22 protein-coding genes are annotated in these 21,387 nt (G+C 64.7%); 11 read left to right on the top strand and 11 right to left on the bottom strand.

The annotated features are described in order from the left end of the window. Nucleotides 1–7: 7 nt before the first annotated feature. From mdh to EN852_RS19920, 4 genes are all read right to left on the bottom strand, one after another. Nucleotides 8–976 (bottom strand): malate dehydrogenase, encoded by a 969-nt coding sequence (mdh, locus tag EN852_RS19905; protein WP_112128699.1) that lies wholly within the window; start codon nt 974–976, stop codon nt 8–10. A 489-nt stretch (nt 977–1,465) separates the two neighbouring features. Then, entirely contained in the window at nt 1,466–2,668 is a 1,203-nt protein-coding gene (zapE, locus tag EN852_RS19910) for a cell division protein ZapE (protein WP_127876567.1), read from the bottom strand. A gap of 187 nt (nt 2,669–2,855) precedes the next feature. Further along, a complete protein-coding gene (locus tag EN852_RS19915) occupies nt 2,856–3,401 on the bottom strand; it encodes a protease inhibitor Inh/omp19 family protein (RefSeq protein ID WP_112129086.1) in 546 nt (181 codons plus the stop codon). Between the two features lie 209 nt (nt 3,402–3,610). Next, nucleotides 3,611–4,048 carry a VOC family protein gene (locus tag EN852_RS19920; protein WP_127876568.1) on the bottom strand — a complete coding sequence of 146 codons (438 nt, stop codon included), beginning with the start codon at nt 4,046–4,048 and terminating at the stop codon, nt 3,611–3,613. Between the two features lie 126 nt (nt 4,049–4,174). Between EN852_RS19920 and EN852_RS19925 the strand changes: the two genes are divergently transcribed. From EN852_RS19925 to EN852_RS19960, 8 genes are all read left to right on the top strand, one after another. Then, nucleotides 4,175–5,182 carry an MBL fold metallo-hydrolase gene (locus EN852_RS19925; RefSeq protein WP_127876569.1) on the top strand — a complete coding sequence of 336 codons (1,008 nt, stop codon included), beginning with the start codon at nt 4,175–4,177 and terminating at the stop codon, nt 5,180–5,182. Between the two features lie 61 nt (nt 5,183–5,243). Beyond that, nucleotides 5,244–5,405, top strand: a complete 162-nt coding sequence (locus tag EN852_RS19930) for a DUF1328 family protein (RefSeq protein WP_095820293.1) — start codon at nt 5,244–5,246, stop codon at nt 5,403–5,405. A 107-nt stretch (nt 5,406–5,512) separates the two neighbouring features. Beyond that, a complete protein-coding gene (gene dapF / locus EN852_RS19935) occupies nt 5,513–6,397 on the top strand; it encodes a diaminopimelate epimerase (RefSeq protein ID WP_127876570.1) in 885 nt (294 codons plus the stop codon). Next, nucleotides 6,397–7,722, top strand: a complete 1,326-nt coding sequence (mtaB, locus tag EN852_RS19940; protein ID WP_127876571.1) for a tRNA (N(6)-L-threonylcarbamoyladenosine(37)-C(2))-methylthiotransferase MtaB — start codon at nt 6,397–6,399, stop codon at nt 7,720–7,722. Before dapF ends, mtaB begins: the two co-directional genes overlap by 1 nt. A gap of 15 nt (nt 7,723–7,737) precedes the next feature. Beyond that, a complete protein-coding gene (gene ftsY / locus EN852_RS19945; protein ID WP_127876572.1) occupies nt 7,738–9,648 on the top strand; it encodes a signal recognition particle-docking protein FtsY in 1,911 nt (636 codons plus the stop codon). Nucleotides 9,649–9,711: 63 nt separating this feature from the next. Further along, nucleotides 9,712–10,368 carry a septation protein A gene (locus EN852_RS19950; RefSeq protein ID WP_127876573.1) on the top strand — a complete coding sequence of 219 codons (657 nt, stop codon included), beginning with the start codon at nt 9,712–9,714 and terminating at the stop codon, nt 10,366–10,368. 68 nt (nt 10,369–10,436) lie between these two features. Further along, nucleotides 10,437–11,057: a pyridoxamine 5'-phosphate oxidase family protein gene (locus EN852_RS19955; RefSeq protein ID WP_127876574.1), complete on the top strand. Its 621-nt coding sequence runs from the start codon at nt 10,437–10,439 to the stop codon at nt 11,055–11,057. Nucleotides 11,058–11,095: 38 nt separating this feature from the next. Continuing rightward, the gene (locus EN852_RS19960; protein ID WP_127876575.1) at nt 11,096–11,644 is read left to right on the top strand and encodes an NADPH-dependent FMN reductase; all 549 of its coding nucleotides are present in this window, start codon (nt 11,096–11,098) and stop codon (nt 11,642–11,644) included. A 215-nt stretch (nt 11,645–11,859) separates the two neighbouring features. On the opposite strand, the gene EN852_RS19965 is transcribed toward EN852_RS19960, so the two are convergent. After that, the gene (locus EN852_RS19965) at nt 11,860–12,066 is read right to left on the bottom strand and encodes a 4-oxalocrotonate tautomerase family protein (protein WP_112128709.1); all 207 of its coding nucleotides are present in this window, start codon (nt 12,064–12,066) and stop codon (nt 11,860–11,862) included. A gap of 159 nt (nt 12,067–12,225) precedes the next feature. Next, nucleotides 12,226–13,146 carry an SMP-30/gluconolactonase/LRE family protein gene (locus tag EN852_RS19970; protein ID WP_127876576.1) on the bottom strand — a complete coding sequence of 307 codons (921 nt, stop codon included), beginning with the start codon at nt 13,144–13,146 and terminating at the stop codon, nt 12,226–12,228. Nucleotides 13,147–13,439: 293 nt separating this feature from the next. On the opposite strand from EN852_RS19970, the gene EN852_RS19975 reads away from it, so the two are divergent. Beyond that, nucleotides 13,440–13,604: a hypothetical protein gene (locus EN852_RS19975; protein WP_245431577.1), complete on the top strand. Its 165-nt coding sequence runs from the start codon at nt 13,440–13,442 to the stop codon at nt 13,602–13,604. Between the two features lie 219 nt (nt 13,605–13,823). Here EN852_RS19975 and EN852_RS19980 read toward each other — a convergent pair whose 3' ends face one another. The 4 genes from EN852_RS19980 to ccmA all read right to left on the bottom strand — a co-directional run bounded on the left by EN852_RS19980 (nt 13,824) and on the right by ccmA (nt 16,301). Further along, entirely contained in the window at nt 13,824–14,402 is a 579-nt protein-coding gene (locus tag EN852_RS19980; RefSeq protein ID WP_127876577.1) for a DsbE family thiol:disulfide interchange protein, read from the bottom strand. Beyond that, nucleotides 14,399–14,572 (bottom strand): heme exporter protein CcmD, encoded by a 174-nt coding sequence (gene ccmD / locus EN852_RS19985; protein WP_127866037.1) that lies wholly within the window; start codon nt 14,570–14,572, stop codon nt 14,399–14,401. The genes EN852_RS19980 and ccmD overlap by 4 nt, the downstream gene beginning before the upstream one ends. A 261-nt stretch (nt 14,573–14,833) precedes the next feature. Beyond that, complete coding sequence (gene ccmB / locus EN852_RS19990) at nt 14,834–15,499, bottom strand: heme exporter protein CcmB (RefSeq protein WP_112128713.1); 666 nt, start codon at nt 15,497–15,499, stop codon at nt 14,834–14,836. Between the two features lie 193 nt (nt 15,500–15,692). After that, on the bottom strand, nt 15,693–16,301 hold the full coding sequence (gene ccmA / locus EN852_RS20000) for a heme ABC exporter ATP-binding protein CcmA (protein WP_127876578.1): 609 nt from the start codon (nt 16,299–16,301) through the stop codon (nt 15,693–15,695). Nucleotides 16,302–16,584: 283 nt separating this feature from the next. Between ccmA and acnA the strand changes: the two genes are divergently transcribed. Beyond that, nucleotides 16,585–19,275, top strand: coding sequence for an aconitate hydratase AcnA (gene acnA, locus EN852_RS20005; protein WP_127876579.1), 2,691 nt, complete (start codon nt 16,585–16,587; stop codon nt 19,273–19,275). Nucleotides 19,276–19,322: 47 nt separating this feature from the next. Here acnA and EN852_RS20010 read toward each other — a convergent pair whose 3' ends face one another. Beyond that, a complete protein-coding gene (locus EN852_RS20010) occupies nt 19,323–19,994 on the bottom strand; it encodes a ceramidase domain-containing protein (protein WP_127876580.1) in 672 nt (223 codons plus the stop codon). Between the two features lie 184 nt (nt 19,995–20,178). Here EN852_RS20010 and EN852_RS20015 point away from each other — a divergent pair, with 184 nt between their 5' ends. Continuing rightward, nucleotides 20,179–20,967, top strand: coding sequence for a thioredoxin family protein (locus EN852_RS20015; protein WP_127876581.1), 789 nt, complete (start codon nt 20,179–20,181; stop codon nt 20,965–20,967). Nucleotides 20,968–21,387 lie beyond the last annotated feature (420 nt).

Below are 21,387 nucleotides of genomic sequence, written 5' to 3' on the forward strand. Positions count from 1 at the left end.
AGGACGATTATTTGCCGGCGAGATGCGGGGCGATCTTGGTGCAGGCCTCGGTCAGGCCCTGGACGGCCGCGACCGAATTGTCGAACATCTTCTGCTCGGCCTTCGACAGGTCGATCTCGATGACGCGCTCGACGCCGCCGGCGCCGATCACCACGGGAACGCCGACATAGGTTCCCTTGACGCCATACTGTCCGGACAGATGCGCGGCGCAGGGCAGCACGCGCTTCTTGTCCTTGAGGTAGGATTCGGCCATGGCGATCGCCGAGGCCGCCGGCGCGTAATAGGCCGAACCGGTCTTCAGCAGGCCGACGATCTCAGCGCCGCCGTCTCGGGTGCGCTGCACGATCTGGTCGAGCTTCTCCTTCGAGGTCCAGCCCATCTTGACGAGGTCGGGCAGCGGGATGCCGGCAACCGTGGAATAGCGGATCATCGGTACCATCGAGTCGCCATGGCCGCCGAGCACGAAAGCGGTGACGTCCTCGACCGAGACTTTGAACTCCTCGGCCAGGAAATAGCGGAAGCGGGCGCTGTCGAGCACGCCGGCCATGCCGACGACATGGCTGGTCGGCAGGCCTGAGAACTTCTGCAGCGCCCAGACCATCGCGTCGAGCGGGTTGGTGATGCAGATGACAAAGGCCTTCGGCGCATATTTCTTCAGGCCGGCGCCGACCTGTTCCATGACCTTGAGGTTGATGCCCAGAAGATCGTCGCGGCTCATGCCCGGCTTGCGCGGCACGCCAGCGGTCACGATGCAGACATCCGCGCCCTCGATGCCGGCATAGTCGTTGACGCCGGTGAGCCGGGAGTCGAAGCCGTCGACCGGCGACGACTGCGCGATGTCGAGACCCTTGCCCTGCGGAATGCCCTCGGCGATATCGAACAGCACCACGTCGCCGAGATCCTTGAGGCCGATCATATGGGCGAGCGTGCCGCCGATCATGCCCGAGCCGATGAGCGCTATCTTGTTGCGTGCCATGTGAGGATGTTTTCCCTTTGTCTGTGACGAGGTCGTGACGGGGCCGGGAGGCCGAAAGAATGCGGGAAGCCGCGGGATTTGGCCGCATCGAATAGCGCCGGCCAAGGAAAAATTCAAACGATTATTTTGAAGCCAGTGTTTTCAATCGGTTAGATGCTTTGGGAATTACGTAAACGTCAAAGTTTGTGAGCCGACTGAGGAGAATTTACACAGTGAAGGTCGAAATCAGAAGGCTTCATCCCGGCGATGACGCCCTTGTGACTTAAGCGCGGCATTGTTCAACGCTGGCGGGACAGCGCCCCCTGGCCTGCCGGCCATCTCCCCCACAAGGGGGAGATCGACGTCACGCAAGCTTTCGCCAATCTCGAACGTTGCAGGAATGAGGGCGGCGCCGAAGCTGCCAATCTCCCCCCTTGTGGGGGAGATGTCCGGCAGGACAGAGGGCGCGCGAAGGATCGCTGCTCGCGGTTCTTGATGCGAAGGCCGGCTCTACCCCTGCGCCAGCCTTGCCTCCGCAGGCCGTGCCTCATCCTTCCGCCGCCCCGCCCAATCCTCCAGCCAGTCGCGGCTCTGCATCTCGACAAGGCGCGAGGCGGTGCGCTCGAATTCGAACACTTCCGTGCCGCGTTTGGCCGTGTAGAGCCCTTCCGGCGCCGCAGCGGCGCTCATCACCAGCCGCATGCGATGGTCGTAGAGCGTGTCGATCAAAAGGATGAAGCGCTTGGCTTCGTTGCGCTTGCCTTCGCCCAGCACCGGCACATGGTCGATGAAGATCGTCGAAAACCGGTCGGCGATCGCCAGATAATCGCGCGCGCCGAGCGGCTTTTCGCAGAGGTCGGCAAAGGAAAAGCGCGCCGCGTCGCCGGCCGCGCGCGGCACGACCAGATGGCGGCCCTTGAGCGTCAGAATGACCTCGCCGGTCGGCTGGCCATGCGTCATCGCCTTCCAGGCCTCGTCCAGCGCGCGCTCGGCCGTGGCGTCGTCAGGCGTCACGTAAACCGGCTGCCGGTTGAGCTTTTCCTGCCGGTAGTCCTTGTCGGCATCGAGCGTCATCACATGGGCATTGCGCTCGAGCAACGAGATGAACGGCAGGAAGAGCTGGCGGTTCAGCCCGTCGCGATAGAGGTTCTCCGGCGCGACATTGGAGGTGGCGACCAGCACCACGCCATTGGCAAACAGCGCCGAGAACAGGCGCGACAGGATCATCGCGTCGGCGATGTCGGTGACCGAGAATTCGTCGAAGCACAGCACCCAGGCTTCCTCGGCGAGCGCCCGGGCGACCGGCGGGATCGGGTCGTCCTCCTTGACCGTGCCTTCCTTGCGCGCCTGCCGGTGTTTTTGGATCCGGTCCTGCACATCGGCCATGAAATCGTTGAAATGCACGCGGCGCTTGCGGCGGACCGGCAAGAGCTCGAAGAACATGTCCATCAGCATGGTCTTGCCGCGACCGACGCTGCCATGGATGTAGAGCCCTTTCACCGGGGTGCGCGGCTGCCGCTTGGCCGCGAACAGCCAGCCCAGCGCGCTCGATTTCTGCGCCAGTCTTTTGGCCGAGATCTCGTCGATCAACCGGTCGAGCGCGGCGACGATGCGCTCCTGCGCCGGATCGCGCTCGACCGCGCCGCTCTGGACGAGATGGTCGTAGCGCTGCCTGACGGTCGCATGGGTCTGGAGGCCGTCGCGCAGATGCATGGGTTCACGTCATTTGCTTTGAGCAGAATGATCCAAGGAGGCGCCGGGCTATGTTGAGATTCAGGTCAGGTCGAGCCGAGAAGGGTGGCTTCCGAGAACCGGAGCGGAGCGTACTTTTCGTACGTGAGCACCGGAAGCGCAGGAAGCCGCCATTCGCAGGCCGGCCTCACCTGAATATCAGCATAGCCTATCTTGTAAGCGAGATGGGCTGCCCATTGGAAGTCTGGCCGTCGAACTTTTCGCCGCCTGACGAGTAGAGCCTGGCCAGCGTGCCGCCATTTTCGTCGTAGAGCGTCAGCTGCTTGCCGGCGACATTCCACGACTTGATGCCGTCGATCGGCGCCGGACAGTGCAGCGGACCGGCGCGGTAGCCGGCGCCGAACTTGGTCTGCGGCGTCGCCACCTTGCAGCTCTGCCCGGAGACATTGACGTTCCACACGCCGGCGACGCTGGCCGCGGTGAGATCGGTGGCGCCGGCGGGCGCGGTGCCGTCCGGCGGCAGCGAAGCGACCTGGGTGTTCTTCGGCGCGGTCGGGAATTGAGACGGATCGGTGGTGCCGGGAGCGGCCGGCGGCGGCAGCTGATTCTGCGTCACCGTGCCGGACGGCGCCGGCGTCAGCGGCGCCGGCTGCTGGTCGTCCATCGACGAGAAGCGCGAGGTCGAGCAGCCGCTCGCAACCAGCGCGGCCAGCGAGATGGCCATGAGGCCGCTCCGCGAAAAGGGGCGGGTCATCGAAAAATTCATCAAAACCTCCGTCGGATCCGGCCGGGGGGAGCCATCCGCGTAATCTCCGCTCCACCAAGATGGCGAAGGTGGCAGAATTTCAACCCGATATGGTTAAAATAGGGTTTTCGAGCCGGATGTTGCAAATTTATCGCAGCAAGCGGACGGCGCGGGAAAGCCGCCCCGGGGAATTCGCCTAAGCCGTTGAGATATCGGTATTAAATCCGGGCGCTTGGCACGAACACATAGCCGTCCGGGCCGACGATGTAGCATTCGCGCAGGCCATGCGGCTTGTCGATGGAGCCGGCCAGCACGATGTGGCCGAGCGCCGCCGCCTTTTTCTCGACCGCATCCGGATCGGCGCCGTAAAGGCGCAGCTCTATGCCGGCGCCGCGTGTCTCGGCGCCCGAAGTGACCCCGGTCATCGGATTGTCGAGATAGGAATGGTCGGCATGGAGCATGAAGATCGAGCCCAAAAGCTCGATCGCCGCGAAATCCTCGTCGGCATAGATAATGCGGGCGCCGATCACGTCGCGGCAGAAAGCCTCCATCGCCGCCATGTCGGTGACCAGCAGGTTGACGCCGACCCCAAGCGGCAGCGAGCGGCCGAAATCCTCGGCCTTCATCCACGGTGTCCTGGTTCGCTTCATGACCATGACGGTCGCCCCCTCGCTCCCGATCCTAGATGAACCGGGTTCCGACGATTGGCATTCGCCAGCAAAATGCTTGCGCCAGGCAGGGGTCTCCTTATCTCAGGAGGGGACCGAGCCGGCGGAGTGAGAATGGCCGCGAGAAAAAGAACCGCCAATCGCTACTACAACGGCCCGCGCAGCGATCATTTCGACGGCGCCTTGTTCTTCAACCCCGGCGGCAAGCCGCCGGGGCGCTTCAGCGATCTCCTTAGATGGCAATTCAGCGGCGGACGGGCGAAATGGCCTGCCGCCGTTCCGAGCCCCCATCCGCCAGCAAAACCGGACGGGCTGCTGGATGTTGGCGCGCTTCGGGTCACCATGGTCGGCCATGCCTCGCTTCTCATCCAGACGGCCGGGCTGAACATCCTGACCGATCCGGTCTGGTCGGAGCGCGCCTCACCCTTCGCCTTCGCCGGCCCCAGAAGGGTCAATGCGCCAGGGATCGCTTTTGCCGACCTGCCGCCGATTGACCTGGTCCTTGTCAGCCACAACCACTACGACCATCTCGACCTCGCCACGCTGAGGCGGCTGAAGGAGAGCCACGACGCACGCGTCATCACGCCGCTCGGCAACGATGCCATCATCCGCCGCGCCGTGCCCGGCATGCGGCTCAGCGTGCATGATTGGGGCGACAGGATCGACGCCGGGGCGGCCGCCATTCATGTCGAGCCGGCGCATCATTGGTCGGCGCGCGGCGGGCGCGACCGCCGCATGGCGCTTTGGGCTGGCTTCGTCATCGAAACGGTGGGCGGCAACATCTATTTCGCCGGCGATACCGGCTTCCATGACGGCATCAACTACCGGCTGATGGCAAAAAAGCATGGCGGCTTTCGCCTCGCTATCCTGCCGATCGGCGCCTATGAGCCGCGCTGGTTCATGGCGCCGCAGCACCAGAATCCGGAGGAGGCCGTTCTCGGCATGAAACTGTGCAATGCGGCTCACGCCGCAGGCTGCCACTGGGGCACATTCCACCTCACCGACGAGCCGGTCGAGGAGCCGGCGCAGAAGCTGGCCGAGGCGCTCGAGGCGCACGGCCTGCCGCCGGAGCGTTTCCGCGCCATGCGTCCTGGTGAAGTCTGGGACATACCGCCCATCTGACAAGGAACACAAACCGGCGAAACGCGTTGGGTTTCACGACGCAATTTCGCCGGAGCTTCCCATGATCAGGTGGATCATCATTCTTCTCATCATTGCCGCCGCCGCCAGCCTGCTCGGCATGCCGGCCTTGGCCGGTGCCGCTGCCATGGGCGCGCGGGTGCTGATCGGCATCGTGCTGATCCTCTTCCTGCTGCTCGTGCTCGGCGTCTTTGCGGTAACATAGGCGCGACCGCCAGGTCGTCGCGGGGCGTTGTCGCCACACGGGTCGCACTGGTAATTCTCGCCCGTTTCCGCCATATAGCGGCCAAACGGATTGGAATGACCGGTTAGATGGCAGGCACGGCCCCCTTCGCCAAGATGAACGGCATCGGCAACGAGATCATCGTTGCCGATATGCGCGGCCGTGCCGACAGGGTCACGCCGGCGGCGGCGATCGCGCTGAACGCCGACGCGGCGACCAAGTTCGACCAGATCATGGCGATCCACGATGCGCGCAAGCCGGGCACCGCTTATTACATCGACATCCTGAACTCGGACGGATCCGGGGCGCAGGCCTGCGGCAACGGCACACGCTGCGTCGTCCAGGCTCTGGCCGCCGAGACCGGCCAGAAGAGCTTCACCTTCGAGACCCGCGCGGGCATCCTGAATGCGCAGGAGCATGCCGACGGCACAATCTCCGTCGACATGGGCAAGCCGCGTTTCGGCTGGCAGGAGATCCCGTTGGCGGAAGAGTTCCGCGACACCCGCATGATCGAGCTCCAGATCGGCCCGATCGACGCGCCGGTGCTGCATTCGCCCTCGGCGGTGTCGATGGGCAACCCGCATGCCATCTTCTGGGTCGACAACGACGTCTGGTCCTACGAGCTCGACCGTTTCGGCCCGCTGCTCGAGAACCATCCGATCTTTCCCGAGCGCGCCAACATCACCATTGCCCAGGTGACGTCGCCTGAAACGATGATCATCCGCACCTGGGAGCGCGGCGCCGGTCTGACCAAGGCTTGCGGCTCGGCAGCCTGCGCCGCCGTGGTTGCCGCCGCCCGCACCAAGCGCACCGGCCGCAGTGTGACGCTGATGACGCCCGGCGGCGGCGAGCTGCATGTCGAATGGCGCGACGACGACCACGTCATCCTGACCGGCGCGGCCGAATGGGAATTTTCCGGCAGCTTCGATCCCTCGACCGGCGCCTGGGCCCGCGACACCGAAAGCGCCGCCTGATGTCCGCCTTTGAAAAAGGCGTGACCCAAGCCCCCACCGGCAAGGGCATCGACGTCGTCACCTTCGGCTGCCGCCTCAACACCTATGAATCGGAAGTGATGCGCCGCGAGGCGGAGAGCGCCGGCCTCGGCGCACTCCAGGGCGGCGCCGTGATCTTCAACACCTGCGCGGTCACGGCCGAAGCGGTGCGCCAGGCCAAGCAGGCGATCCGCAAGGCGCGGCGTGAAAACCCTTCAGCCCGCATCATCGTCACCGGCTGCGCGGCGCAGACCGAGCCGCAGAATTTCGCCGCCATGGACGAGGTCGACCTCGTGCTTGGCAATGAGGAGAAGCTCAGGGCGAACTCATATCGCGCGCTGCCCGATTTCGGCGTCAACGACACCGAGAAGGCGCGCGTCAACGACATCTTTTCGGTGCGCGAGACGGCAGGCCACATGGTCGACGCCATCGAAGGCCGCGCGCGCGCCTTCGTGCAGGTGCAGAATGGCTGCGACCATCGCTGCACCTTCTGTATCATCCCTTACGGACGCGGCAATTCGCGCTCGGTGCCGATGGGCGCCGTGGTCGAGCAGGTGAAACGCCTTGCCGGCAACGGCTATGCCGAGATCGTGCTTTCCGGCGTAGACATGACCAGCTTCGGCGCCGACCTGCCGGGCAGCCCGAAGCTTGGAAAGCTGGTGAAGACCATTCTGCGCCAGGTACCGGATGTTAAGCGGCTCAGGCTCTCCTCGATCGATTCCATCGAGGCCGACGACGACCTGCTCGATGCCATCGCTACTGAACAGAGGCTGATGCCGCATCTGCATCTGTCGCTGCAATCGGGCGACGACATGATCCTGAAGCGCATGAAGCGGCGCCATCTGCGTGACCAGTCGATCCGCTTCTGCGAGGACGTGCGCAAGCTGCGGCCCGGCATCGTCTTCGGCGCCGACATTATCGCCGGCTTCCCGACCGAAACCGAGGCGATGTTCGAGAACTCGGAGAAAATCGTCGAGGAATGCGGCCTGACGCATCTCCACGTCTTTCCGTTCAGCCCGCGCGAAGGCACGCCCGCCGCGCGCATGCCGCAGGTCCGCCGCGAGGTGGTGAAGGCGCGCGCCGCGAGGCTGCGCGCCGCCGGCGAGGCCGCCTATCACCGTCATCTGACCTCGCTCCCCGGCACGCGGCAGTCGATCCTGATCGAGCGTGACGGGCTCGGCCGCACCGAGGGTTTTACCCTGGCCGCGATCGACGCCGGCGCGCCCGGCGAGATCGTCGAAGCCATCATCACCGGCCATGACGGCGCCCGACTGATTGCGGCCCCGCTTGCCGCGCAAGCCGCCTGAGAAACTGCGAGACGCATGGCTGGTTTTTTCAAGAAGATATTTTCGTTCGGCAAGAAAGAGGTCGTCGAGGAGCGCGTCGACGAGGCGGCCCCGCTGCCGCCGATCAAATGGGATCAGCTGGACGCGCTGAAGCCGGAGGCCGATCAGGCAACGCCCTACCCTCCCCTCGATGGGGAGGGTCGCCACGAAGTGGCGGGGCGAGGTGACGGCGCCGACGCTGGCGGCAGTCACCCCCACCCCCGAGCTGCGCTCGGGACCTCCCCCATCGAGGGAGAGGTAGGGGCCGCGCCACAACCGCCCCCTGAAGAGCCGAAGCCCGAGCCTGCGCCGGGCATCCCGCCTGCGCCGGAGCCCATTATCCCCGCCGAGCCGGAACCGCTGCCGCAGCCTGAGCCAGAGGAAGAGCCGCAACCGGCGCCCGAGAAGCCCGAGCCGCCGTCGCCCGAGGAAGTGCCGCCGGCACAGCCCGAGCCCTTGCCCGCGCCGGCACCGGCGCCTGAACCCGCGCCGCAGGAAGTGCCCGTCCCTGAGCCGGCTCAGCCGGACATCGAGCCTTCGCGTCCGGAACCGCGGCCCGAGCCGGCGCCGGTCGAAGTGCCGACGCCGCCGAGCGAGGTTCCGGCTGAAACGCCGGCGCCCATCGAGGTTCCGCCAGCCGCGCCGCCTTCCGTCGAGCCAACCGCCGAGGCCGACGCGGAAATCGCGCCTCCCATTCGACAGCCGGTGCCCGTCGAGCCGCAACCGATCCACGCCGAGATCGCGCCTGAACCCGAAGCCGCGCCAACGCCCCACCCTCCCCTTGATGGGGAGGGTCGCCACGAAGTGGCGGGGCGGGGTGACAGCGCCGACGCTGGCGCTAGTCACCCCCATCCCCGAGCTGTGCTCGGGACCTCCCCCATCGAGGGGGAGGTAGGGGCACCGCCGCCATCGCCCTCCGCCGGCAAGGTTACAGTCGCCAAAAAGGTCGAGCAGAAGGCCGAGCCGGTGAAAGCGCCGGAGCCGGCGCCGCGACGCTCGTGGTTCCAGCGCATGCGCGACGGGCTGGCCCGCTCCTCGCGCGAGCTCACCGGCAACATCGCCGGCGTCTTCACCAAGCGCAAGCTGGACGACGACACGCTGCAGGACCTGGAGGACGTGCTGATCCGCGCCGATCTTGGGCTGGAAACGGCGCTGCGCGTCACCGATTCGCTCGCTTCCAGCCGCTACGGCCGCGACGTCTCCGACTCTGAGGTCCGCGCCGTGATGGCGGCCGAGGTGGAGAAGGTGCTGATGCCGGTGGCAAAACCGCTCGAGCTCGATCTCAGCCATAAGCCGCATGTCATCCTGGTCGTCGGCGTCAACGGCACCGGCAAGACCACCACCATCGGCAAGCTTGCCGCCAAGCTCACCGATGGCGGCCTAAAGGTGATGCTGGCGGCCGGCGACACGTTCCGCGCCGCCGCGATCGAGCAGCTGAAAATCTGGGGCGAGCGGACGAAATCGCCCGTCATCGCCACCAAGCTCGGCGCCGACGCGGCGGGCCTCGCCTACGACGCCTTCGAAAAGGCGAAGGAGGCCGGCTCCGACGTTTTGATCATAGACACGGCAGGCCGGCTTCAGAACAAGACGGAGCTGATGGCGGAGCTGGAGAAGATCGTGCGCGTGCTCGGAAAGCTCGATCCGGAAGCGCCGCACACGGTGCTGCAGACGGTCGACGCCACCACCGGCCAAAATGCGCTGAACCAGGTCGAGATCTTCCGCAACGTCGCCGGCGTCAACGGCCTGGTGATGACCAAGCTGGACGGCACGGCGCGCGGCGGTATTCTGGTGGCGATCGCCGCCAGGCACCGGCTGCCTGTCTATTTCATCGGTGTCGGCGAGCAGGTCGACGACCTCGAACCATTTTCCGCCAGCGAATTCGCCAGGGCGATCGCCGGCGTGGCGTGAACAATGGCGTGATCTTGGAAGGCCGCCTGCTTTTCGGCCAGATCATGCGCAAGAAGGGTTTTTATGAACATCATCGAACGCGACCCGTCCGATCCACGCCGCAAGCCGATCAACCCCGGCTTGAAGTTCCTGCTCGAACTGGGGCCAGGCCTGGTGTTCTTTTTCGTCAACATCCGCGGCGAATGGCTGGCCCAGAAATTCCCGGTGCTGACCCATCTCGGCGATCCGATTCTGATCGCCACCGCCTTCTTCATGGTCGCGACCGCGATTTCGCTCATCGTCTCCTGGCTGCTGATGCGCAGCCTGCCGCTGATGCCGCTGGTCTCCGGGGCCGTCGTGTTCGGATTCGGCGCCTTGGCGCTCTATCTGCAGGACAAGACCTTCGCCTTCATGAAGCCAACCATCATCAATTCGCTGTTCGGCATCGCCCTGCTCGGAGGGCTCGCTTTCGGCCGGTCGCTGCTCGGCTATGTCTTCGACACCGCCTTCCAGCTCGATGCCGAGGGCTGGCGCAAGCTCAGCTTCCGCTGGGGGTTGTTCTTCCTGTTCCTGGCCGTGCTCAACGAGGTCGTTTGGCGTAACTTCTCCGAGGCGACTTGGGTTTACTTTAAGTTCTGGGGCACGATCCCGATCACCTTGCTATTCACCTTCAGCCAGATGCCGCTGATCATGCGTCATTCGCTCGAGGAAAAGCCCAAGGAAGAGAAGGCCGGGAACTAAAGCAATTCCAGGAGAAGTGTGACGCGGTTTTCCGTCCGGAATTGCGCCAGAATAAGAAGGGGGGCGACATGGAATTCCTCACCACGCATGACGAGCTGAGGACGATCTACAAGACGCCCCGGCCGACTGACGGCTCGATCCGCAAGGAACTCAAAGCCCTCGACGGCCATTGCCGCTCCTTTATCGGCAAGAGTCCCTTCGTGCTGATCGGTTCCTCCGACGGCGCCGGCAATGCCGACGTCACACCCAAGGGCGACAAGCCCGGCTTCACCGCCATCCTCGACAACAACACCATCGCCATCCCCGACCGCCCCGGCAACAACCGTCTGGACACGCTGGAAAACATCATCCGCAATCCGTCGGTCGGGCTGCTCTTCCTCATCCCCGGCATGAACGAGACGCTGCGCGTCAATGGCGATGCCCGCATCACCGTCGACCCTATCTTGCGCGAACGCCTTGCCGTCGACGGCAAGGAACCGCAGAGTGTGATCGTGGTGACGGTCAAGGCCGCCTACATGCACTGCGCCAAGGCCTTCATGCGCTCCGACCTCTGGAAGCCGGAGACCTGGTACGACCGCGCCACCTTGCCGACGCTCGGCCAGATCATCCGCGACCAGCTGGCGCTGTCAGAAAGCGCCGGCGAGATCGACCGTGAGCTGGACGACGATTACCGGCAGACCATGTGGTAGACTTCCAGGACGACTCGCTCTTTCGTCCGGCCCTCCCCTTGATCGAGATCATCGCCATATCGGGCAGCCTGCGCGCCGCCTCGACCAACTCGGCCCTGCTGGCGGCACTGGCCGCCAATGCCCCCGACGACTGTCGCGTCCAGGTCTATGACGGACTCGGCCGGCTGCCGATCTTCAATCCCGACGACGAAGGCGAGCGCACGCCGCCGGAAGCGGCGGGCCTGATCGAGATGATCACCCGCGCCGACGGCGTCATCGTCTCCTGCCCGGAATATGCGCATGGCGTGCCCGGCGGCATGAAGAACGCTCTGGACTGGCTGGTGTCGCGCGACGCCGCGGTGGGCAAGCCGGCGATGCTGGTCCACGCCTCGCCCCGCTCGCTCTACGCGCGGGAAGCGCTCGCCGAGGTGATGCGGACGATGTCGTTTGCGCTGTACGAAGAAAGGGCGCTGGAGATCGCGCTGCTGGGCAAGAAGCCGGCGGAAATGGAGGCTATCCTGGCGGAGGATGCGAACCGGCAGGCAATGCGTGAGGCGGTGCAGGGTTTTGCAAGGTTTATAGGCGCCAACATGGCCTCGTCATTCTAGGGCGGAGCAAGGAGCGAAGCGACGCGCGCAGACCCTAGAATCCATGCCGTGACCCTAAGGCGTTGCAACGATTACAGAATTCTGCGCCGTTGCACTCAACGTCGAAGTCACGGAATGGATCCTCGGGTCAAGCCCGAGGATGACGAACGGAGGGGGAGCGCCCATACCCCGCCTTCGCCCAAAGGACCGCGCAGGCACTCGAACCTGCGACACCACTACCCCTTCCGTAGGGTTTCGACATCGGTCTTGCCGACATACCAGTCGCGGGCATTGACCTCCTCGAACACCACCCAGACATCGTTGTTGCCAAGCCCGGTGGCGTCCATGATGGCCGACGTCACTTTCCTGGCGATGTCAGCCTTCTTGCCGGCCGGATCGGCGGCGATCACTTCCTTGACGATGCGGATGTTGACGAATGGCATGATGTCCTCCCCTTGGGTTCTGCCGGTTGACGTCAGGCGACGGTTTCGCAATTCGCTCCGGCAAAGCGGATGGCGGTGGTTGCGGGAACCGCAGCGCAGCCGGCGCTGCGGGGATGCGCAAGAAGGCCAGCAAGGGCCAGAGAAGCGCCTTGAAGAGCTTCAATATGTCTTCGCCCCGTTCACCATCAGCCGCACCACATAGAGCGAGGTGGTGCCGGCGATGTAGAGGCAGTTGAGCTTGTTGCCGCCGAACACGCAGTTGGCGGTCACTTCCGGCACCTTGACCTTGCCGATCAGCGTGCCGTCCGGATCGTAGCAATGGATGCCGTCGGCAGCACTTGTCCAGATGCGGCCGTCGGCATCGAGCCGGAAGCCGTCGAACAGGCCGGCGGTGCAGTCGGCGAACACCTTGCCGCCGGAAACCTTCTTGCCGTGCTTGCCGACATTGAAGACACGTATATGCGCGGGGTTCTTCTCGCCATGCGTGCGGCCGGTGTCGGCGACATAGAGCAGGCTTTCGTCCAGTGAGAAGGCGAGCCCGTTGGGCCGCACCATGTCGGTGATGACGGCCTCGATATCGCCCGTGTCCGGATCGACGCGATAGACGTTGCAGTTGCCGATCTCGCTCTCGGCCTTGTCACCCTCATAGTCGGTGTCGATGCCGTAGCTCGGATCGGTGAACCAGATCGAGCCGTCGGAACGCACCACCACGTCGTTGGGCGAGTTCAGCCGCTTGCCTTTCCATTTGTCGACGATGGTGGTGACCGAGCCGTCGAATTCGGTGCGGCTGACGCGGCGGCCGGAATGCTCGCAGGTCACCAGCCGGCCCTGCCGGTCGACCGTGTTGCCGTTGGAATTGCCGGACGGCTGCCGGAACACGCTGACGCTGCCGTCGGTCTCGTCATAGCGCAGCATGCGGTTGTTCGGGATGTCGGACCAGACGACATAGCGGCCGGCCGCGAACCAGGCCGGTCCTTCCGCCCAGCGGCATCCGGTGAACAGCTTTTCCACCTGCGCGCTGCCGTTGAACAGGCGCGCGAAGCGCGGATCGAGAATTTCGTAATAGTCAGCGGCCGCCATGCGTTTCCTCCCGGCATCAGGTGACGGGCGGATCAAGCCAGCCCGCAGCCATTCTGGCAAGACGGCAGGCCTGTAATTTGTATGACAAAACGGATGAGAAACGCGTGAAGCGCGCGCCACAGGCCGCCATGCAGGATGCAGGGACCCGTTAGCCCGCGGTTAACCGGCTATGCGCTGGTTGCAATGGTGCATTGCAACATCTTTCTTTTGCAACGCACCATTCCTATGTCATGCTCGCAATCGTCAGGGAGGAACAACCGGCCGCACCAGTGCGGCATGAAAGGAACCCTGTCATGTTCGACAATCTTGTCTCCCGCGCTCGCGCCAGCATCGCCAAGCGCCGCCAGTACAACCGCCTCGTCGCCGAAATCGAGAACCTGTCCGGCCGCGATCTCGCCGATCTGCGCGCCGACCGGTCGGAAATGCTCTACCAGATCCGCAAGCAGATTTACGGCTGAGCTGCCACGCCTCGTCATCCTCGGGCTTGACCCGAGGATCCATGCCGTGACTTGCGAGCGCCGCCGCGGTGCAGACACACGCGCCAACAAGCGCCAATTCTGGACCGCGGTGTTCTACGATCAGCGTCACGGAATGGATTCTAGGGTCTGCGCTGCGTCGCTTCGCTCCTTGCTTCGCCCTAGAATGACGACGTTAAAGGGCCTCAGCCCAGCGCCATGTCAACCCGGCGCCGCCAGCGCTTTATCGATCTGCGGCAACAGCAGGTCGCGAGCAGACTCAGGCGTCAGCGGCCCGACATGCTTGTAGGCGATCTTGCCGTCCTTGCCGATGACGAAGGTCTCCGGCACGCCATAGACGCCCCAGTCGATCGCCGCACGTCCGGCCGGATCGACGCCGATCGCCTGGTACGGATTGCCGAGTTCGCCGAGGAAGCGGCGGGCATTCTCCGGCTGGTCCTTGTAATTCAGCGCCGCAAGCGTGAAGCGCTTGTCCTGCGACAGGCCGAGCAGCACCGGATGTTCTTCGCGGCACGGCGCGCACCAGGACGCGAACACATTGACCAGCGTCACCCTGCCGGCAAAGCTTTTGGACTCGAGCCCCGGCAGGTCCATCCCTTCCAGCGGCGGCAGGCTGGTCTGCGGCGCCGGCAGGCCGATCAGCGCCGAGGGGATTTCGGAAGTGTCGCGGCCCGACAGAAGCTGCGACAGGAACAACCCCGTCAGCCCCAAAAATACCAGAAGCGGCAAAAGTACGAACAGGCGGCGGCGCGGCGCCGGAGCTTCGGTTTCGTTACTCACGATTTTGCCGCCCCGGATTTGTCGGAACGCCTGCGCACACCGGCTGCTTCCAGCGCCGCGAGCTCGCGCTTGCGCGCCCGCTGGTCGAGCAGGATCCAGCCGATCAGCACGGCCAGCACGATCGCCGTGATGGCATAGGCGGCGGTGACGAAGAGGGCGTGCGCGCTCACCGCGACCGCTCCCTGCTCCTGGCCATGTCAACCGTTCCGATCATAGCTTTCCATAACCTCGCACCAGCCGGTCCGCAATTCGCCGCGGTGCCGCAGTGAGGAAACGTCTTCGTCGCCCCCGGGTCTGTTGAGATTCAGGTCAGGCCGAGCCGAAAATGGTGGATTCCGAGAACCGGAGCGGAGCGTACTTCAGGTACGTGAGCACCGGAAGCGCAGGAAGCCGCCATTTGCAGGCCGGCCTCACCTGAATCTCAACAGACCCTAATCCGTCCCATGCCGCAATGCGAGCGCCGCAGCCAGGGGCCCGACCACGGCAAGAAACAGCGTCAGCGCGGCAAGAATGAGGAAGGGCTGCAGGAACGGCGCCGGATCAGCGACGGCGCCATAGCTTGCCGAAACGCCGAAGATCAGCACCGGGATTGTAAGCGGCAGCACCAGTACAGAAATCAGCAGCCCGCCGCGCGGCAGCGCCACCGCCACCGCCGCACCCGCGGCGCCGATGAAGGTGATGGCCGGCGTGCCGATGAGAAGCGTCAGCGCCGTGGCGCCGATGCCCAGCGGCTCCATGTTCATGAACAGACCGAGCAAGGGTGCGGCAACCACCAGCGGCAGCACGCTGCCGGTCCAATGCGCGAGGCATTTCGTCAGCACCGTCAGCGCCAGCATATGACGGTCGCCGTTGAGCACCAGGAGGTCGAGCGAGCCGTCCTCGCGGTCGGCCTGGAACAGCCGGTCGAGGCCGAGCAGGCAGGCAAGCAGGGCCGCGATCCACAGAATTGCAGGGCCGATGCGCGACAGAAGGTTGAGGTCGGGTCCGACGCCGAACGGGATGGTGACGATGACGGCGAGGAAGAAGATGACGCCGACCAGCGCCCCGCCGCCGGCGCGAATGGAGAGGCGGATGTCGCGGAGGAAGAGGGCTAGCATGGTTTGAGATGCCTGCGCCCAGGCCCCCCTCTCTGGCCTGCCGGCCATCTCCCCCTCAAGGGGGGAGAATGGATGTCACCGCGGCCTTCGCCAATCTTCAACGTAGAGAGGTTGGCGGGGCGCCCGAACTGCCGATCTCCCCCCTTGAGGGGGAGATGCCCGGCAGGGCAGAGAGGGGGGCTTGGCGCAAACATCAACCGGCTACCCTCATTTGCAGCTCGCGCGCCCCCTCCAGCCCCAGCGGCAGATGCGTCGCCGCCACCACAATCCCTCCATCCTCGAGATGCCCCCGCATCAGCCCCGCAAATCGTTCCTCAGAGGCCTTGTCCAGCCCCGCCGTCGGCTCGTCCAGCAGCCAGATCGGCCGCCTGCTGACCAGAAGCTTGGCGATCGACACCCGTCGCCTTTGCCCGGTCGACAGATAGCCGAAGGGCAGATGCCCGAGGCCGCCGAGCGCCACCGTCTCCAGCGCCTCGTCGACGCTCAACGCCGGTTCGCCCTGGAAAGCCCGCCAGAAGCCGAGATTCTCCTCGACACTGAGCGCCGTCTTCATCGCGTTGAGATGACCGAGATAATGCGAGGCGGAGGCGACCGTCGGGAAAGCTTCGCCGCCGCCTTCGACAAGCACCTTGCCCCGGGCAACCGGCAGCAGACCGGCGACGATTCTCAGCAGCGTCGATTTGCCCGAGCCGTTCGGGCCGGTGACGATGAGCGCTTCGCCCTGGCCGAGCGCAAAGCCGATATTGGAGAAAACCGCCTCGCCGCCGCGCTCGCCGCCCAAATTTTCGGCGATCAGCCGCATTCTTGCCCGTCCCGAAAGCACCGTTCCGCGGCCGTCGCCGGCTCACGCAAATTCGTCTTTCGACTGTCTAGAACTATTCCAGGAAATTCTCTATATGCGGATCATCCGTGCCAGCGGTCGGCGCGGGATCAGGATTAGCGCCGAACCAGCGCACGCGCCGCCTTGAACGGCTCGGGTTGCTTGGGAGCGGACAGCGGAAATGGCCGTACCCGCACCTTTGCGCGTGATTGCATGCCAACGGCGTCCGTTCCCTTTCAGGCTGAACAGACAAGGACGGATCGCCGTGACGAAATCCCTCGACAGTTTCAATTGCCGCCGCACCCTGACCGCAGGTGGCGCGGACTATGTTTATTTCGACCTCGTTGAGGCCGAGAAGAACGGCCTCACCGGCATCGCCAAGCTGCCCTATTCGATGAAGGTGCTGCTGGAAAACCTGCTGCGCAACGAGGATGGCCGCTCGGTCACCAAGGAATCGATCCAGGCGGTCGCCGCCTGGCTGGCCGACAAGGGCACCGCCGGCGTCGAGATCGCCTATCGCCCTGCACGCGTGCTGATGCAGGATTTCACAGGCGTGCCGGCCGTGGTGGACCTCGCGGCCATGCGCGACGGCATCAAGGCGCTTGGCGGCGATCCTGAAAAGATCAATCCGCTGGTGCCGGTCGACCTCGTCATCGACCACTCCGTCATCGTCGACGAGTTCGGCACGCCGATGGCTTTCGCCCGCAATGTCGAGCTCGAATATGAGCGCAACGAGGAGCGCTACAAGTTCCTGAAATGGGGCCAGCAGGCCTTCCGCAACTTCCGCGTCGTGCCGCCCGGCACCGGCATCTGCCATCAGGTCAATCTCGAATATCTGGGACAGGTCGTGTGGACCAACAGTGAGGACGGCGAGACCGTCGCCTATCCGGACACCTGCGTCGGCACCGATTCGCACACCACCATGATCAATGGCCTCGGCGTGCTCGGCTGGGGCGTCGGCGGCATCGAGGCCGAAGCCGCGATGCTCGGCCAGCCGGTCTCCATGCTTCTGCCGGAGGTCATCGGCTTCCGCCTCACCGGCAAGCTCAAGGAAGGCGTCACCGCCACCGACCTCGTGCTCACCGTCACCCAGATGCTGCGCAAGAAGGGCGTCGTCGGCAAATTCGTCGAGTTCTTCGGCCCCGGCCTCTCCAACATGACGCTGGCCGACCGCGCCACCATCGGCAACATGGCGCCGGAATATGGCGCGACCTGCGGCTTCTTTCCGGTCGACTCGGAAACCATCCGCTACCTCACCATGTCCGGCCGCGAGGAAGGCCGCATCGCGCTGGTCGAGGCCTATTCCAAGGCGCAAGGCATGTGGCGCGATGCCGGCTCGGCCGATCCGGTCTTCACCGATCTGCTCGAGCTCGATCTCGGCGACGTCGTGCCGTCGATGGCCGGGCCGAAGCGCCCCGAAGGCCGCGTCGCCCTGCAGGACGTTCCGGCCGGCTTCGCCAAGGCGATGGAGACCGAATACAAGAAGGCCGCCGAGATCTCGAAGCGTTATGCGGTCGAGGGCACCGGCCATGATCTTGGTCATGGCGACGTCGTCATCGCCGCCATCACGTCCTGCACCAACACCTCCAACCCGAGCGTGCTGATCGGCGCCGGCCTTTTGGCCCGCAATGCCAACCGCGTCGGCCTGAAGCAGAAGCCGTGGGTGAAAACCTCGCTCGCCCCCGGCAGCCAGGTGGTGGCCGAGTATCTGGAAAAGTCCGGCCTGCAGAAGGAGCTCGACCAGATCGGCTTCAATCTGGTCGGCTTCGGCTGTACCACCTGCATCGGCAATTCCGGCCCGCTGCCGGCGCCGATCTCCAAGACCATCAACGATAAGGGCCTGATCGCCGCCGCGGTCTTGTCCGGCAACCGCAACTTCGAAGGCCGCGTCTCGCCGGATGTGCAGGCCAACTACCTCGCCTCGCCGCCGCTGGTGGTGGCGCATGCGCTGGCCGGCACGGTGACCAAGGACCTGACCACCGAACCGCTCGGCGAGGGCAGCGACGGCAAGCCTGTCTATCTCAGGGACATCTGGCCGACCTCGGCCGAGATCCAGGAGTTCATCGAGAAGAACGTCACCCGCGAGCTTTTCGCCCGCAAATATGCCGACGTCTTCAAGGGCGACGCCTACTGGCAGAAGGTCAAGGCGCCGGAAGGCCAGACCTATGCCTGGGACGACCACTCGACCTATGTGCAGAATCCGCCCTATTTCGCCGGCATGGGCCGCGCCTTCGGCAAGGTCGGCGACATCAAGGGCGCGCGCGTGCTCGGCCTCTTCGGCGACAAGATCACCACCGACCACATCTCGCCGGCGGGTTCGATCAAGGCCGCTTCGCCGGCAGGCAAGTACCTCACCGAGCACGGCGTCGGCGTCGCCGATTTCAACCAGTACGGCACGCGGCGCGGCAACCACGAAGTGATGATGCGCGGCACCTTCGCCAACATCCGCATCCGCAACCACATGCTGGGCGAGAACGGCCGCGAGGGCGGCTACACGATCCACTATCCTTCCAAGGAGGAGATGTCGATCTACGACGCGGCGATGGAGTACAAGAAGGACGGCGTGCCGCTGGTGATCTTCGCCGGCGTCGAATACGGCAACGGCTCGTCGCGCGACTGGGCGGCCAAGGGGACGAACCTCCTCGGTGTCCGCGCGGTCATCGCCCAGTCCTTCGAGCGCATCCACCGCTCGAACCTGGTCGGCATGGGCGTCATCCCCTTCGTCTTCGAGGAGGGCACCTCATGGGCTTCGCTGAACCTCAAGGGCGACGAGCTGGTCGAGATCGACGGGCTGGACGCGATCAAGCCGCGCCAGAAGATGGTCGCCAAGGTGACCTATGGCGACGGCACGGTGAAGAATGTGCCGATCATCTGCCGCATCGATACGCTGGACGAGCTCGACTACTTCAAGAACGGCGGCATCCTGCAGTACGTGCTGCGCGATCTGGCCGCGTAAAATAGGGAGTAGTGAGTAGGGGAGCAAGCATCGCTACTCACTACTCACTACTCACTAACTCCCATCTTCCCAAACCTCGCCGTCGCCGCCAACAATACCGCCAGCATCAGCCCGTTGAGGGCGTGCCACAGGAAATGCGTGCCGAGCGGGAAGCTGGCGCAGACCAGCGGGTCGATCACGCGGCAAATGACAGAGGCGACGAAGATCGCCGATCCCGCCAGATTGTACCAGCCGGCCCGGTTGCCGATGGCCGCCGCCCACGCCCCGAAGAAGGCGAGCGCCAGGAAGGGCGGCAGATAGCTGGTGGTGCCGTTGGAGGCCATGCGCAGCCAGTCCGGCACGGCAAAGGTGATCAGCCCGGCCACGACATAGAAGGCGACGAAGACCAGGATCGCCTTGCTCCATGACATGCCGAGGAAACGGCGCAGGTTGAACAGCGTGTAGGCCAGCGTGAAGCCGGCGATCGGCAGGATGTCGGCCCAGATCGTGCCTTTGCTGGCGAAGGTGTGGAACACGGTCGAGCCGATGCCGATCGCCACCACCCACCAGGCCAGCACTTCGGCAAAGGTGCCGGTTCTGTATCGCCGCACCTGCCGGACGCCCCACAGTCCCGCGGCAATAAAAGCCAGGTTGCTCAAAGCATTAGCCGGCTCGGCCCAAAGTCCTGGACCGGTGCGTTCGCAATAGAGATCGACGGGGGTCAGGAGAGTTTGCCACATGGTGAGGATGCTGCTCCCGAATCGAACCGCGCCGTGAAATGCAAGGGCTTCTCCTATTGCCCCCTTACCTGCGGTTGCAACAGCAAAATTTCACCGCAACGTGACTTCCCGTTGACTGGCGCTTCTGCCACATATTTTAGCAATCAGAACAAGGCCGGCGTCACCGGCGGGAATTGGAAAAGTCATGGCATTTCGAGGACGATTGCGGCTTGCGGCAGTGGCGCTGGCCTTTACGGCGTTGGGCGGCGGGGCCTTCGCAGCCGAGCCTGAGAAGGCCGCGACCGACAGGCCCCAAACCGACAGACCCTTGGGCGTGGTCGAATTGTTCACCAGCCAGGGCTGCAGTTCCTGTCCGCCGGCCGACGAGCTCTTCGCCGAGCTCGCCGGCAAGGACAACATCGTCGCGCTCGCCTACCACGTCAATTACTGGGACTATCTCGGCTGGCAGGACACGCTGAGCACCAAGGAGAACACCGAGCGCCAGTATGACTACATGCGCGCCTTCGGCAACCGTTCGGTCTATACGCCGCAAGCCGTCATCAACGGCCGCAGCCATGTCAACGGCGCCAGCCGCAAGGATGTCGACGGCGCCTTGGCCCGCATGGACAGGACCGGCGAGGGCATGCGGGTCGCCATCAAGGTGAGTCGCACCAGCGACCGCGTCATGATCGACGCGGGCGAAGCCGGCGGCGGTCCGGCGGACGCCCATGTGGTGATCGTCTATTTCGACCCGCCGCAGATGGTGAAGATCGGCCAGGGCGAGAACAGCGGCCGCAACCTGACCTACTGGAACGCCGTTTCCGACATCCAGACCGCCGGCATGTGGCACGGCAAGGCGCAGCGTTACGAATTGCCGATGACCGAGATCACCAAGAAGGGCGGTTGCGCCGTGCTGCTGCAGTCGGTCGGCAAGGACGGCATGCCCGGCCCGATACTCGGCGCCGCCTTCATCCACAAGCCCGATCGGCTTTAGCTCCCGCCTTCTAGCAATTGGCTTCTCGTCCGCTAGCGCGGACTGTTTCTCACCACAAGGCAGGGCAATCTTTAGGAGTTCGGATAGCCGGCATGCCTTGATCGGCGTGACTGATCGGGCCTCGGCTTGATTGCCAAGTGGTTCCCCCAATCCGTCGCTGCTTCGCAGCGCCACCTTTCCCCCCTCCGGAGGGAAAGGAAGGGAGCGTTGCTGGACGAGCGCTGACGGCAAAAAGCTTGGCGCCTTCCTCTACCCCGTCGATCGAGGGAGAGGTGGCTCGGCGAAGCCGAGACGGAGTGGGGGTCGACCAGCGCCGCATAAGACGATGCACGCGCCAAGCTGCCATGCACGCTATCGCCAAAGACCAGATGCTCGGAAATGTGTGCATGCCGCAGACAAGGGGAGAAGGGAAATAAAAAA

This window comes from Mesorhizobium sp. M2E.F.Ca.ET.209.01.1.1 (assembly GCF_004010375.2).
Lineage (GTDB): Bacteria > Pseudomonadota > Alphaproteobacteria > Rhizobiales > Rhizobiaceae > Mesorhizobium.

Coding starts and splice junctions, on each gene's coding strand:
- EN852_RS20010 (WP_127876580.1), bottom strand. CDS start 19,994: ATGTGGCAAACTCTCCTGACCCCCGTCGATCTCTATTGCGAACGCACC.
- EN852_RS19965 (WP_112128709.1), bottom strand. CDS start 12,066: ATGCCATTCGTCAACATCCGCATCGTCAAGGAAGTGATCGCCGCCGAT.
- EN852_RS19950 (WP_127876573.1), top strand. CDS start 9,712: ATGAACATCATCGAACGCGACCCGTCCGATCCACGCCGCAAGCCGATC.
- mtaB (WP_127876571.1), top strand. CDS start 6,397: ATGTCCGCCTTTGAAAAAGGCGTGACCCAAGCCCCCACCGGCAAGGGC.
- EN852_RS19955 (WP_127876574.1), top strand. CDS start 10,437: ATGGAATTCCTCACCACGCATGACGAGCTGAGGACGATCTACAAGACG.
- EN852_RS19975 (WP_245431577.1), top strand. CDS start 13,440: ATGTTCGACAATCTTGTCTCCCGCGCTCGCGCCAGCATCGCCAAGCGC.
- mdh (WP_112128699.1), bottom strand. CDS start 976: ATGGCACGCAACAAGATAGCGCTCATCGGCTCGGGCATGATCGGCGGC.
- EN852_RS19925 (WP_127876569.1), top strand. CDS start 4,175: ATGGCCGCGAGAAAAAGAACCGCCAATCGCTACTACAACGGCCCGCGC.
- EN852_RS20015 (WP_127876581.1), top strand. CDS start 20,179: ATGGCATTTCGAGGACGATTGCGGCTTGCGGCAGTGGCGCTGGCCTTT.
- ccmB (WP_112128713.1), bottom strand. CDS start 15,499: ATGCTAGCCCTCTTCCTCCGCGACATCCGCCTCTCCATTCGCGCCGGC.
- ccmA (WP_127876578.1), bottom strand. CDS start 16,301: ATGCGGCTGATCGCCGAAAATTTGGGCGGCGAGCGCGGCGGCGAGGCG.
- zapE (WP_127876567.1), bottom strand. CDS start 2,668: ATGCATCTGCGCGACGGCCTCCAGACCCATGCGACCGTCAGGCAGCGC.
- EN852_RS19915 (WP_112129086.1), bottom strand. CDS start 3,401: ATGACCCGCCCCTTTTCGCGGAGCGGCCTCATGGCCATCTCGCTGGCC.
- EN852_RS19920 (WP_127876568.1), bottom strand. CDS start 4,048: ATGGTCATGAAGCGAACCAGGACACCGTGGATGAAGGCCGAGGATTTC.
- EN852_RS19970 (WP_127876576.1), bottom strand. CDS start 13,146: ATGGCGGCCGCTGACTATTACGAAATTCTCGATCCGCGCTTCGCGCGC.
- dapF (WP_127876570.1), top strand. CDS start 5,513: ATGGCAGGCACGGCCCCCTTCGCCAAGATGAACGGCATCGGCAACGAG.
- ftsY (WP_127876572.1), top strand. CDS start 7,738: ATGGCTGGTTTTTTCAAGAAGATATTTTCGTTCGGCAAGAAAGAGGTC.
- EN852_RS19930 (WP_095820293.1), top strand. CDS start 5,244: ATGATCAGGTGGATCATCATTCTTCTCATCATTGCCGCCGCCGCCAGC.